The sequence below is a fragment of the Streptomyces sp. NPDC001415 genome (assembly GCF_053597395.1).
The window spans coordinates 22,520-36,159 of record NZ_JBSFIE010000028.1 but is presented as its reverse complement, the minus strand read 5'-3'; the positions used below and the strand labels follow the sequence as shown (position 1 = coordinate 36,159).

Here is a 13,640-nt window from a genome sequence, read left to right as displayed (position 1 = left end):
CGGACGGCACCGTCGGCGTAACCGGATCACTCCTTCGGACGTTCACGGGCCATCCGCCCGTGCCTCTCACGCCCCCAGGATGTCCGTTGCCCCGGTTCAGCGTCATCGTGCCCGCGTACAAGCTCCAGGCCTGGCTTCACGCCTGTCTGGAATCGGTACTGAGTCAGACGTACGAGAGTGACGAGAGCCCGGCGTTCGACCTGGAAGTGATCGCGGTCGACGCCGGCTCCCCCGACTCCTGCGGCGAGATCATCGACGAGTTCGCCGCCCGCGATCCCCGGGTCGTCGCCGTCCACCTGCCCCCGGACCCCGCCGACCCGGGCCAGGGCCCGGGCCCCGCCCGCAACGCCGGGCTCACCCGTGCCACCGGCGAGTACGTGCTGTTCCTCGACGGCGACGACACTCTCGCCCCGCACGCCCTGCGCGACATCGCCGACCGGCTCAAGGCCTCCGGCGATCCCGACGTCCTGGTCTTCGGCCACGCCCACACGCACTGGTCGGGCGAGACGGAGGGCCTCCCGCTGCCCCCGCACCTCACCGAGTCCGGCCCCGTCTCCTTCCAACTGGCCGATCGCCCGGCCCTGTTGATGCAGCCGTCTCCGTCCTGGAACAAGGTGTACAGGCGGGAGTTCATCGAGCGCGAGGGGCTCGCCTTCCCGCCCGGCCGGCACACGGACACCTACTGGTCGTACGCGGCGCTCCTCACGGCGGGTTCGCTCAGCACTCTGCAGCGGGTCTGTGTGCACCACCGCAGACGGCGCGGCCCGGGCGCCGCGCCCGGGCGTCACTTCGACCTCTTCCCCCAGTACGACCGCGTCTTCGACTTCGTCGGCTCCCGCCCCGCGCTGAGCGGTTGGCGCCCGGTACTCGCGCGCCGCATGGCCGACCACCTCGCCGCCGCCTGCGCCACCGTCCTCACCGCGCCAGGCCTGGCCGCGCGCACCCGCGCCGAGTTCTTCCGCCTGGCCCGCGCCCACTACGGCCGCCACCGCGTGCCGGGCGCGGCCGGGCTGCGCGACGCCGGGGTCCGCTTCGGCACGTACCGCGCCCACCGCGTGCTGCGGGGAATCCGCGTGCTGCCCGCCCGCACCCTGGCGTTCGCCGCCGCCGTGGCGCGCCCGGCGCTTTCGGCCGCGCTCTGGCTGCACTACCGCGTCCAGCTGCGCCTGCCGGTCCGCGACAACCTCGCCGTGTTCGCCGCGTACTGGAACCGCGGTTACGCGTGCGGCCCGGCCGCCGTCGAGGCGAAGCTCCGCGAACTCGCCCCCTGGATGCGGACCGCCTGGATCACCACGCCCGAGCAGGACGCGACCGTGCCGCGGGCCACCCGTCTGGTGCGGCCGGAGAGCTTCGAATACTGGTCGGCGCTGGCCCGCGCCAAGTACCTGGTGAACAACGTCGAGTTCGACCACCGGCTGGTCAAGCGCCCCGGCCAGATCCTCATCCAGACCCACCGCGGGACGCCGCTCAAGAGGGTGGGCCTGGATCTGACGGACCGTCCGGCGGCTTCGCGCGGCACCGACTTCGCCCGCCTGCTCGCCGACGCCGACAAGTGGGACTTCGTCCTGTCGGCCAACCGGCACGCCACCCTCACCGGCGAGCGCGCCTTCCCGGCCGCGTACACCACGCTCGAATACGGCAGCCCCCGCAACGACGTGCTGCGGCGCACCACCCCCGCCGAATCGGCCCGGCTGCGCCAACGGCTGGGCATCCCGGGACAGTCCACGGTTGTCCTGTACGCGCCGACGTACCGCGACTACAGCCGCAGCCAGCGCCTTCCGCTGGACCTGGAGCGGCTCGGCCGCGCGCTCGGCCCGGAGTTCTTCCTGCTGACCCGCGCGCACTTCGCCTACCGGGCGCCGCTGAGCCGGACCCCGCTGCCCCGCGTCCTGGACGTGACGGGACACCCGTCGGTCGAGGAGCTCTTCCTGGTCTCGGACGCGCTGATCACGGACTACTCGTCCCTGATGTTCGACTACGCCAACCTGGACCGGCCGATCGTGATCCTCGACGACGACCGCGAGGCGTTCGATGCGGCCCGGGGCACCTACTTCGACCTGCGGAGCTGCCCGCCGGGCGCGGTCGCGCGCACCGAGGACGAGCTGATCGACATCTTCACCACCGGCCACTGGCGCGGCTCCCGCTCGGCCCAGCTGCGCGCCGCGTTCCGCACGCGTTTCTGCCCGTACGACGACGGTCACGCGGCGGAAAGGGTGGTGCGCCGCGTGTTCCTGGGCGACACGGGGTTGTACCCGGCGGCCCGGAAGGTACCCGAACAGCGCGCACGGGGAAGGGAGTTCACCCCCGCGACGATGGATTCCCGGGCCGGGTGTTGAGAGCCTGCCGCTGAGGTGGGGGTACCGCTGCGCCCCTTTCAGGGGCGCGGGGCTGTGGCACGTGCGGCTCCGCCGCGATGGGGGTCCCCCCTGTTCGAGCGAAGCCGAGAACTTGGGGGAGCGACCAGCCCCCACAGGCCCGCAGCCGACGAAACGGGGCGCGGAAGCCCTCTGAAAGCTAGGCGACAGCCTTGAGCGCGGCAACCGCCGACGTGGCCAGATCGTCGAGATACCCCTTCGGCAGCGCCCCCTTGACGACGACCAGCCGCCAGTACAGGGGGCCCACGATCAGATCGAGCGCCCGGTCGGGGTCCGCCCCCGGCGACAGCTCACCCCGCTCGACGGCCTCGCGGACGACCACCGCGGCAACCCCCTGCTGCCCGTCGAGCAGCGCGGCTTTGATCGCGTCCGCGATCTCCGGGTGGCGTACGGACTCGACCAGCAGGTCGGGGATGACCTGCGAGGCGATCGGGTGGCGCAGGGCGAGCGAGGCGACCGCGAGCAGCGCGCGGATGTCCCCGTAGAGGGAGCCCGTGTGCGGCACCGGGAGGCCCTGTTCCGCGAAGGCCGACACCAGGTCGAGGACCAGGCTCAGCTTCGACTTCCACCTGCGGTAGACGGCGGTCTTGCCGACCCCCGCGCGGCGCGCGATGCCCTCGATGGACATCCGGGCGAAGCCGACCGCGGCGAGCTCCTCGAAGACGGCCGCCCGGATGGCGTCCGTCACGTCCTCGCGCAGCACGGCGGCGCCGGCGGGGGCACGGCGCGGCTGCGGGCGGTTCGCGGGGATCTCCGGGTCCGTCTTGGTCATGCCTTGAGCATAGCGTTGCGACGAGACGGTTGCGTTGCGACGTGGAGCGTCCTACTCTCGCCGTAGCGACGATACGGGTCCGTTCCGTCGCAAGTGATCCTCGCCCCGGGAAGACTCCCGGGATCCCCCGGCGAAAGCGACCGTAGTGAGCCAGACCGCAGCTGCGCGCCAGACCGCAGCACCATCGGCCTCCATCCCGGTGCAGTCCGCCCGGTCCACCGACGACCAGGGCCTCAGCCCGGCGGAGCTGGCCGAGAAGTACGGCCTGAAGGTGAGCGGCGCCCGCCCCTCGCTGCCCGAATACGTGCGGCAGCTGTGGGCCCGGCGCCACTTCATCACCGCGTTCGCCACCGCCAAGCTGACCGCGCAGTACAGCGAGGCGAAGCTGGGCCAGATCTGGCAGCTGATGACGCCGCTCCTGAACGCGGCGGTGTACTACTTCATCTTCGGCGTCCTGATGGGCAACAAGGGCAGCACACCGGACTACATCCCGTGGCTGGTCACGGGCGTGTTCATCTGGACCTTCACGGCCAACTCGATCATGGCGGGCACCCGCGCGATCACCGGCAACATCGGCCTGGTCCGCGCGCTGCACTTCCCGCGCGCCTCGCTGCCCGTATCGCTCGCCCTCCAGCAGCTCCAGCAGCTCCTGTTCTCGCTGGCCGCGCTCGCGATCATCATCATGTGCTTCGGCCAGCTGCCCGGCGTCTCGTGGCTGCTGCTGGTCCCGGCGCTGGTCCTGCAGTCGATGTTCAACACGGGCCTGTCTCTCGTGATGGCCCGGATCACGGCGAAGACCCCGGACATCGCCCAGGTGATGCCGTTCATCCTGCGTACCTGGATGTACATGTCCGGCGTGATGTGGAACCTGGGCCCGCAGCTCAAGAAGATGGACCCCCTGGTGGGCCAGTTGCTCGGGCTCAACCCGGCGGCGGTCTACATCGACCTGGTGCGGTTCTCGATGATCCGCAGCTTCCACGCGAACAAGCTGCCCCCGCATGTGTGGGCGGTGGCCGGCGGCTGGGCGGTCGTCGCACTGGCCGCGGGCTTCATCTACTTCTGGAAGGCAGAGGAGCAGTACGGACGTGGCTGAGACCCTCACCCGGGACGCGGGGACCGAGCGGTCGGCGCTCGGCGAGCCGACCGTGATCGTCGACGACGTGCACATCGTCTACAAGGTCAACGGGACTGGATCCAAGGGCAGGGGCGGGGCCACCGCCGCGCTCAACCGGATTGTCTCGCGCAAGGAGACCCCGGGCATGCGCGAGGTGCACGCCGTCAAGGGCGTCACCTTCGTGGCCCGGCGCGGCGAGGCGATCGGCCTCATCGGCTCCAACGGCTCGGGCAAGTCGACGCTGCTCAAGGCGGTCGCGGGGCTGCTTCCGACGGCCCGGGGCAAGATCTACACCCAGGGCCAGCCCTCGCTGCTCGGCGTGAACGCGGCCCTGATGAACGATCTGACCGGCGAGCGCAACGTCACCCTCGGCGGGCTCGCCATGGGCATGTCCCGCGAGGAGGTGCGCGAGCGCTACGACGACATCGTCGACTTCTCCGGGATCAACGAGAAGGACGACTTCATCTCGCTCCCCATGCGCACGTACTCCTCCGGCATGAGCGCGCGGCTCCGCTTCTCCATCGCGGCCGCCAAGAACCACGACGTGCTGCTCATCGACGAGGCCCTTGCCACCGGTGACGCCCGGTTCCAGCGCCGCAGCCAGGAGCGCATCAACGAGCTGCGCCAGGAGGCCGGCACCGTCTTCCTGGTCAGCCACAGCAACGCCTCGATCAAGGAGACCTGCGAGCGGACGCTCTGGCTGGAGTCGGGCACGCTGCGGATGGACGGACCGACGGCCGAGGTGATCGCCGCGTACGAGCGGTTCACGAAGAAGAAGTAACCCGCCCGCTGGTACGCGACCGGCCCCGGGGGTGTGCGGGGCGGCCGCCGGGCCGCCCCGCATCCCCCTGTCGGAGCGCCTCTCAGAGCCCTGCCGGGGTACCTCCCGAGGCTGCGACAAAATGCACATAAGCGGAAATCACGCATAAAATTCCCGCGATGACGCCCTCTCAGATGCCCCCGCCGCCCGCCCGGCTCCGCATCCCAGCCCCGGCGCCCGCGCCCGACCCGGGTGCCTTCGGCCGCCGTACCCGGTCGGCCGCACTCGTCGCCGGCTGGCTCGCCACCCGCGCCGTGATGCTCCATCTCCTGGTCACCGACCGGCTCGGCGTCGGCGGCGTGACCGGCGAGGTGTACGGCCTCTACCGGCGCTGGTACGAGCAGCTCGGCACGGGCACCTTCCCCTTCGGGGACCCCACCTGGCAGTACCCGCCGGGCGCGGCGGCGGTGCTGCTCGCCCCCGCGCTCCTCCCCTTCCTCACCTTCTTCCAGGCCTTCACCGCCGTCACCGTCGGCTGCGACGCGCTGATCGCCCGCGCGCTGGTCAGGGCCGGCGCCCGCCCCGGCGGCAGTGCGGCGGGCGCCTGGCTCTGGGTGTGCGGCCTCCCGCTGCTCCTGCACATCCCGTACGCCCGCTACGACGTGCAGGTCACCGCGCTCGCGGTGGGTGCGCTGCTCACGCTGCGCCGTCGGCCCGGCCTCGGCGGCGCGCTCGCGGGGCTCGGCGCCCTGGTCAAGGTGTGGCCGCTGCTCACGCTGGTCGGCGCCCCGCCCGTACGCGGTGCCCGCCGCGCGCTGCTCGGTGCGCTCGGCTCGGCGGCCGCCCTCCTCGCCGTGCTCGCCCTCGTCTTCGACCACACCCTGGACTTCGCCCGGCAGCAGAGCGGCCGGGGCATCCAGATCGAATCCCTCGGCGGCACCGCGCTCCAGCTCGCCCACCTGATCGCCGACCACCCCTGCCAGGTCGTCTACCGGTACGGAGCCATGGAGTTCACCGGCCCGTACGTCTCCGCGCTCGCCGCTCTCAGCCTCGCCCTGACCGGACTCGCGCTCACCTGGCTGGTGTTCTGGCGCGTGCGCGCCCGGCGCTGGACGGTGGCGGTGCCGCTCGACGCGGCGCTGTGCGCGGTGCTCCTGTTCACCGTGACCAGCCGGGTGATCAGCCCCCAGTACCTGATCTGGCTGCTCGGCCTGGCCGCCGTCTGCCTCACCTCGCGCCAGACCACCCAGCGCCCGGTCGCCCAACTCCTGTTCCCCGCGACCGCGTTGAGCGCACTCGCCTTTCCCTGCCTGTACGGCGAGGTCATGGCCACGACCCCGCTCGGCACCGGGATCATGGCCGCGCGCAACGCGCTGCTGCTCGCGGCGGCGCTGGTCTCGTGCCGCAGGCTGTGGACGGCCACCGTCACCTCCTCGACAACTCCGACCACCCCTGTCAGCGGGGCGCGCTAGTCTCTGACCCAACTGGCCGGATCCGACCGGCAGTTCACCGGGTGACCAGGGGGGCCGAGGTGCCGGACACGCGTTTCCCGCCACCGCGCGCGGACGATCCGAGCGAGATCCCGGGCCACGACGTCGGCAGGGCCAGGCGCAAGCCCCCCAGCGCGCCTCGCCCTCAACTCCGTTTACTTTCAAAGGGGTTGGAGGGGCCGGCGCCACAGGGCCGGGGGAATCACCCCTGATGTCACCCGACCCAGCCGCAACCCAGCACCCAGGAGGAACCCATCCTCGGCGACACACTCGGCCCGCTCGGGCCGGAGGACCCGCGCGAGACCGCCGGCTACCAGCTGCTCGCCCGCATCGGCGAGGGCGGCATGGGGACGGTCTACCTCTCGCACACCCGCGGCGGCCAGCCGGTCGCACTCAAGGTGATCCGCCGCGAGTACGGCCAGGACAGCGAATTCCGGCGCCGCTTCGAGCAGGAGGTGCAGGCGGCCCGCCGCGTGCAGGGCTACCACATCGTGCCGGTCGTGGACCACGACACCAGCGGCGACCGCCCCTGGCTCGCCACCCAGTACGTGCCGGGCCTCGCGCTGCACGACGCCCTGAACCGGTTCGGCCCGCTGCCGCTGCCCGCCGTCTTCCAGCTCATCGGCTGCGCCGCCCAGGCGCTGACCGCGATCCACGCGGCCGGGGTCATCCACCGCGACCTGAAGCCCAGCAACATCCTGCTCGGCTCCGGCGGCCCGTACGTCATCGACTTCGGCATCGCCCGGGCCGCCGACGCCACCCAGCTCACGGCGAGCGGCGGCATGATCGGCACCCCGCAGTACATGTCGCCCGAGCACGCGCTCGGCGAGCAACTCACGCCCGCCACCGACGTGTTCTCGCTCGGCCTCATAGCCGCCGTCGCCGCGACCGGCCGGCACCCCTACGGCAACGGCGGCGCCATCACGGTCGCCGCGCAGATCGCCAACTCCGCGCACCGCCCGCCGGACCTGAGCGGCTACCCCGACGAGCTGCGCCCGCTCCTGGAGTGCACGCTCGCGGCCGACCCGGCGCAGCGCATTACCCCCGCCGAGCTCACCCCGCTGTGCGAGCAGGCTGCGGGCCGCCCGCTGCGCGACTTCGCGGGCTGGCTGCCCGCCCCGGTCGCCGCCGAGATCGTACGCAGCGAACAGGCGGCGGCCTCACCCCCGCCGCCCGCCCCGGCCGCGCCTCCGCAGCAGCCGACGGTGCCCCCTGCGATGCCGCAGGGCCCGCCCGCCGGGCAGGCCCCCGGATACACGCCGACGTACGCACCGCCCGCGCAGCAGCCGGGGTTCAACGGAACGTACGGCCATCAGCCGCCGCCCGCCCACGGCACGGCCGCGCCGCAGGCTCCGGGCAAGCGGCGCGGGCGCACCGTGCTGATCGCGGTGGCGCTGGTGGTCGCCCTCGGGGCGGGCGCCGGCGCGGCGGTGTGGCTGACCCGCGACAAGGGCGACGACAGCGCGAAGAACAGCGCCGCCAAGGACGACAAGCCGTCCGACTCCCCTGCCCCGAAGGCCTCTTCGAGCGGCGAGGCCGATACGGCCACGCCGGCCGACGACTCCTCGGGCAGCCCCGAGGCGCCGCCCGCCGACGCCACGTACACCGTGGTCTTCCAGGACAAGCCGCTCACCGTGCGCACTCCGTCCTCGCTCGACCACACCTCGGTGGACTTCGATGCCCCGACGGTCGACCCGACCGGCAAACTCGACTCGTCGGACGAGGAGTTGGAGTTCCGTGACGACCGGGTGGACTTCACCCGGGCCATGGGCAAGGCCTCGGGGCCCACTCCCGAGCAGTGCCGGGCGGGCGCCCTGCAGAACCCGCTGCCGTCCACCGAGGACGGCAAGGCGATGGCCGGGGACGCCGTCATCAAGGCGGGCGACGCGATGTGCACCGTCACGTCCAAGGGCAATGTGGCCATGTGGAAGATCACCAAGGTGACCCCGGACAGCAGCACGAGCCACGTCCCGACCTACGAGGGCACCCTGACCCTGTGGAAGGCGGGCCAGTAGCCGGGTCGAGGCACTGACAGGCGAAAGGGCGCCCACCGTTCAACGGCAGGCGCCCTTTCAGCGGGGTGCGTGTCAGCTGTGCGTGCGCAGCAGCGTCCTCATGGTCCGCATCGCGACGGACAGGTTCGCGAGGTCGAACGCGTCGGAGGACTGGATCTCCTCCAGGGTGGTGCGGGCACGGCCCAGGATCGCCGCGTTCTTCTCCTCCCACGCCTTGAAGCGCTGATCCGGCGCCGTCGCGCCGTTGCCTGCCGACAGGACGTCCTGGGTCAGCCCGGCATGCGCCGCGAACAGGTCCTCGCGGATGGCCGCGCGCGCCATCGACTGCCAGCGGTCGGCCCGCGGCAGCTCGATGATCCGGTCCAGGAGCTGGGTGATCCGCAGCCGGTCCGCGAGGTCGTAGTAGACCTCGGCGACCTGGAGCGGCTCCTTGCCGGTACGGGCCGCGATGGCCACGATGTCGAGCGCCGGGAAGGCCGAGGAGAACCCGGCGACGCGTCGCGCGAGCTCCTCGGGCACGCCCACGCCGGTCAGCTCGTCCAGGATGCCCTGGTACCACTCCAGGTCGGCGCCCCGCAGCAGGTTCGCGAGCGCGTCCCAGACCTGGGCCACCCCGGTCGAGAAGTCCTCGATCGTCTCGGCGATCTGGAGCGGCTGCGGCCGGTTGTTGAGCAGCCAGCGGGTGCCGCGCTCGACCAGACGGCGCGAGTGCAGCCGGATGCGGGTCTGGACGTCGGCGGCGACCTTGTTGTCGAGCGCCTCGACGGCGTCCCACACCCCGTTCACGCCGAAGATCTCGCGGGCCGCGGCGTGCGCCCGCACGATCTCTTCGAGCGAGGCCCCTGTCTCCTCGCGGAGCCGGTGCAGGAAGGTCGAACCGCCGATGTTGACGGTGTCGTTGACCAGGACGGTCGTGATGATCTCGCGGCGCAGCGCGTGCCCGTCGACGGCCTCGGTGAACTTCTCGCGGAGCTGCTGCGGGAAGTAGGCGTGCAGCAGCTTGGCCAGGTGCGGGTCGTCCGGCAGGCCGGTGTGGATCAGCTCGTCGGCCACCGTGATCTTGGTGTACGCCAGCAGCACGGCGAGTTCGGGCTGGCTGAGGCCCTTGCCGCTGTTGAGCAGTTCACGGATCTGGCGGTCGTTGGGCAGGAACTCCAGGGCCCGGTCCAGGTGGCCGTCGCGACCCAGGCGGCGCATGAACCGCTGGTGGGCGTGGAGCAGCGAGGGCGACTGCGCGACCGCGTTGGCCAGCGCCACGTTCTGCGCGTAGTTGTTGCGCAGCACCAGGTGGCCGACCTCGTCGGTCATCGCCGCGAGGATCTTGTTGCGCTGCTTGACGGTCATGTCGCCGTCCGCCACCAGGGCGTTGAGCAGGATCTTGATGTTCACCTCGTGGTCGGAGGTGTCCACGCCCGCGCTGTTGTCGATGGCGTCGGTGTTGACCTTGCCGCCCTGGCCCTCGGGTCCGCCCTTGCGGTCGAACTCGATCCGGCCGAGCTGGGTCAGGCCCAGGTTGCCGCCCTCGCCGACGACCTTGACGCGCAGGTCCTCGCCGTTGACGCGGATCGCGTCGTTGGCCTTGTCGCCGACGTCCGCGTTGGACTCCGCCGACGACTTCACGTACGTACCGATGCCGCCGTTCCACAGCAGGTCGACCGGGGCCTTGAGGATGGCCTGCATCAGGTCGGCCGGGGTCAGCTTGGTGACGCCGGGTGCGATGCCGAGGGCCTCGCGGATGTGGGCGTTCAGCGGGATCGACTTGGCGGTGCGGGGGTGGATGCCGCCGCCCGCCGAGAGCAGTTCCTTGTTGTAGTCGGCCCAGCTGGAACGCGGCAGGTCGAACAGGCGGCGGCGCTCGGCGTAGGAGACGGCCGCGTCCGGCTTCGGGTCGATGAAGATGTGCCGGTGGTCGAAGGCCGCGACCAGGCGGATGTGCTCGGAGAGCAGCATGCCGTTGCCGAACACGTCACCCGACATGTCGCCGACGCCGACGACGGTGAAGTCCTCGTTCTGGCTGTCGTGACCGAGCTCGCGGAAGTGCCGCTTGACGGACTCCCAGGCGCCGCGGGCGGTGATGCCCATGCCCTTGTGGTCGTATCCGGCGGAGCCGCCGGAGGCGAAGGCGTCGCCGAGCCAGAAGTTGTAGCTGATCGCCACGTCGTTGGCGATGTCCGAGAACGTCGCGGTGCCCTTGTCGGCGGCGACCACCAGGTAGGTGTCGTCCTCGTCGTGGCGGACCACGTCGGCCGGCGGGACGACCTCGCCCGCGACCAGGTTGTCGGTGATGTCGAGCAGCGCCGAGATGAACGTCTTGTAGCTGGCGATGCCCTCGGCGAGCCAGGCGTCGCGGTCCACCGACGGGTCGGGGAGCTGCTTGGCGACGAAGCCGCCCTTGGCGCCGACCGGCACGATGACGGTGTTCTTGACCATCTGTGCCTTGACCAGGCCGAGGATCTCGGTGCGGAAGTCCTCACGCCGGTCGGACCAGCGAAGGCCTCCTCGGGCGACCTTGCCGAAGCGCAGGTGGACGCCCTCGACGCGCGGCGAGTACACCCAGATCTCGAACGCCGGGCGGGGCGCCGGCAGGTCGGGGATCGCCTGCGGGTCGAACTTCATCGAGACGTAGGCGTGCGGCGTGCCCTCTGCCGTCTTCTGGAAGAAGTTGGTACGCAGCGTGGCCTTGATGACGGTGAGGAAGGAGCGCAGGATGCGGTCCTCGTCGAGGCTCGCCACCTGGTCGAGTGCCCCGTCGAGCTCTTCGAGGAGTCCGTCGATGAGCTCGGTGCCGGCCTTCTGGCGGTCCGGCGAGAGCCGCGCCTCGAAGAGCGAGACGAGCAGCCGGGTGGTGTGGACGTTGTCGCGGAGGGTGTCCTCCATGTAGTCCTGGCTGAACGTGGAGCCGGCCTGGCGCAGGTACTTGGCGTAGGCGCGGAGCACCATCGCCTGGCGCCAGTTGAGGCCGGCGCGCAGCACCAAGGAGTTGAAGCCGTCGTTCTCCGCGGCACCCGTCCAGGTCGCGGCGAAGGCCTCCTGGAAGCGCTCGCGGGCGTCGTCGGCCAGGTAGTCGCCGTTGCCGTTGGTCTTCTTCGGCATGCGCAGGCCGAAGTCGTAGATCCAGGCGTGCGTACGGTCCGCGCAGCGCAGCTCGTAGGGCCGCTCGTCGGTGACCTCGACGCCCAGGCGCTGGAGCACCGGGAGCACCGCGGACAGCGAGACCTGCTCGCCGATCCGGTAGATCTTGAAGCGGCGCTCGCCGGGGGCCGCGCCGACCGGCTCGTACAGGGAGAGCGCGAAGTCGTTGCGCCCGTGGGTCAGTTGCTCCAGGTGCACGAGGTCGGCGACCGCCGCGCGCGGCGAGTGGTCGGCCTTGTAACCCTCGGGGAACGCGTGGCCGTAGCGGCGCAGCAGCTCGGCGGCGCGCTCCTCGCCGCACTCGGCGTTCAGCGCGTCGGAGAAGCCGTCGGCCCAGGAACGGGCCGCGTCGACGAGGCGGGCCTCGATGCGGTCGGAGTCGGCGTCGGTGAGCTCGGTCAGCTCGGTGCCGGCCGGGACGCGCACCACGAAGTGCAGCCGGGACAGGATCGACTCGGTGTTCCAGGCGGTGAAGTCGACGCTGATGCCGCCGAGCTCCTCCTTGAGGATGTCGATGAGCCGCAGCCGTACGCCCGTGGTGTAGCGGTCGCGCGGCAGGTAGATCAGCGCCGAGTAGTAGCGGCCGTACTCGTCCTGGCGCAGGTACAGGCGCAGCCGGCGCCGCTCCTGGAGGTACAGGACGGAGGTGACGATGGAGCGCAGCTGGTCGGCCGGGGTCTGGAACAGCTCGTCGCGCGGGTAGGTCTCCAGGATCTGGAGCAGGTCGCGGCCGTCGTGGCTGTTGGGCGAGAAGCCGGCGCCCTTGAGGACCTCGTCGACCTTGCGGCGCACGACCGGCACCCGGCGCACGGACTCCGTGTAGGCGGCCGAGGAGAACAGGCCGAGGAACCGGCGCTCGCCGATCACGTTGCCCTGCTCGTCGAACTTCTTCACGCCGATGTAGTCGAGGTAGGACGGCCGGTGCACGGTGGAGCGGCTGTTGGCCTTGGTCAGCACGAGGAGCTTGTGCTCGCGGGCCTTGGCGCGGGCGTCGGCGGGCAGCCGGCTGAAGGACGGCGAGACGGGGTGGCCGTCGTCCTCGCCGTGCTGCGGGTCGGAGCGCAGGATGCCGAGACCGGTGCCGGGGACGGCGGACAGCGAGTCGTCGTCGGTGAGCTGGTACTCGCGGTAGCCGAGGAAGGTGAAGTGGTCGTCGGAGAGCCAGCGCAGGAGCTCGCGGGCCTCGTCGACTTCCTGGTCGCGCAGGTCGCCGGCCTTCGGCTCCTTGGGCAGCTCGTCGGCGATGCGCAGCGCGGCGTCGCGCATCTTCTCCCAGTCCTCGACGGCTTCTCGTACGTCGGACAGGACGCGCAGCAGGTCGGCGGTGATCTGCTTCAGGTCGGCGCGGTCGGTCTCGCGGTCGATCTCGACGTGGATCCAGGACTCGGTGAGCGCGTCGTGCGGCAGCTCGGCGGTCTGGGCGCCGGTGTCGAGGACCTCGATGAGCTTGCCGGTGAGGTCACGGCGCACGACGACCTGCGGGTGGATCACGACGTGGATGCCGCGGTTCTGCCGGGACAGCTCGTTGGTGACCGAGTCGACCAGGAAGGGCATGTCGTCGGTGACGACCTCGACGACGGAGTGGCTGCAGGTCCAGCCGTTCTCCTCGACGGTCGGGGTGTGCACCCGGACGTTCGCGGTGCCCTGCGGCCGGTTCTCCGCGAGGCGGTAGTGGGAGAGCGCTGCGCCGAAGACGTCGACCGGGTCGCGGTCGGCCAGGTCCTCGGGAGCGGTGTGCAGGTAGTAGCGCTGGAGGTACCCGAGAAGGACGCCCTGGTCGGGACCTTCCTCGCTCGTGGCCCCGGTCGTGGCTGCCCGGTCGGTCCGGGGGGTGTCCCCCAGGCCTCCGGGCCCCCCGGCCGGGCTGTTCTCAGCTACCCGGGCCGCCCGCGCGAGCAGCTCGGCCTTGGCTTCGTCCAGCTTGGTCTGCATGTCCTCTGGCTCCTGTCGCGCGCCGTTGCGTGACGTAGGGGAAAGAAGCG

7 protein-coding genes are annotated in these 13,640 nt (G+C 71.5%); 5 read left to right on the top strand and 2 right to left on the bottom strand.

Annotated features, from left to right (window positions below):
• Positions 1-86: 86 nt before the first annotated feature.
• Positions 87-2,336, top strand: coding sequence for a bifunctional glycosyltransferase/CDP-glycerol:glycerophosphate glycerophosphotransferase (locus ACWC2B_RS28895; RefSeq protein WP_450721634.1), 2,250 nt, complete (start codon positions 87-89; stop codon positions 2,334-2,336).
• Between the two features lie 178 nt (positions 2,337-2,514).
• Here the strand turns inward: ACWC2B_RS28895 and ACWC2B_RS28890 are convergent, their stop codons facing one another.
• Complete coding sequence (locus ACWC2B_RS28890; RefSeq protein ID WP_450721632.1) at positions 2,515-3,147, bottom strand: TetR/AcrR family transcriptional regulator; 633 nt, start codon at positions 3,145-3,147, stop codon at positions 2,515-2,517.
• Between the two features lie 193 nt (positions 3,148-3,340).
• Between ACWC2B_RS28890 and ACWC2B_RS28885 the strand changes: the two genes are divergently transcribed.
• The 4 genes from ACWC2B_RS28885 to ACWC2B_RS28870 all read left to right on the top strand — a co-directional run bounded on the left by ACWC2B_RS28885 (position 3,341) and on the right by ACWC2B_RS28870 (position 8,526).
• Positions 3,341-4,240: an ABC transporter permease gene (locus ACWC2B_RS28885; RefSeq protein ID WP_450721736.1), complete on the top strand. Its 900-nt coding sequence runs from the start codon at positions 3,341-3,343 to the stop codon at positions 4,238-4,240.
• Complete coding sequence (locus ACWC2B_RS28880; protein WP_450721630.1) at positions 4,233-5,042, top strand: ABC transporter ATP-binding protein; 810 nt, start codon at positions 4,233-4,235, stop codon at positions 5,040-5,042. The genes ACWC2B_RS28885 and ACWC2B_RS28880 overlap by 8 nt, the downstream gene beginning before the upstream one ends.
• Positions 5,043-5,200: 158 nt before the next feature.
• The gene (locus tag ACWC2B_RS28875; RefSeq protein ID WP_450721628.1) at positions 5,201-6,493 is read left to right on the top strand and encodes a glycosyltransferase 87 family protein; all 1,293 of its coding nucleotides are present in this window, start codon (positions 5,201-5,203) and stop codon (positions 6,491-6,493) included.
• Positions 6,494-6,765: 272 nt separating this feature from the next.
• Positions 6,766-8,526, top strand: a complete 1,761-nt coding sequence (locus tag ACWC2B_RS28870) for a serine/threonine-protein kinase (RefSeq protein ID WP_450721734.1) — start codon at positions 6,766-6,768, stop codon at positions 8,524-8,526.
• 72 nt (positions 8,527-8,598) lie between these two features.
• Here ACWC2B_RS28870 and ACWC2B_RS28865 read toward each other — a convergent pair whose 3' ends face one another.
• Positions 8,599-13,590: an NAD-glutamate dehydrogenase gene (locus ACWC2B_RS28865; protein WP_450721626.1), complete on the bottom strand. Its 4,992-nt coding sequence runs from the start codon at positions 13,588-13,590 to the stop codon at positions 8,599-8,601.
• Between the last annotated feature and the right edge of the window lie 50 nt (positions 13,591-13,640).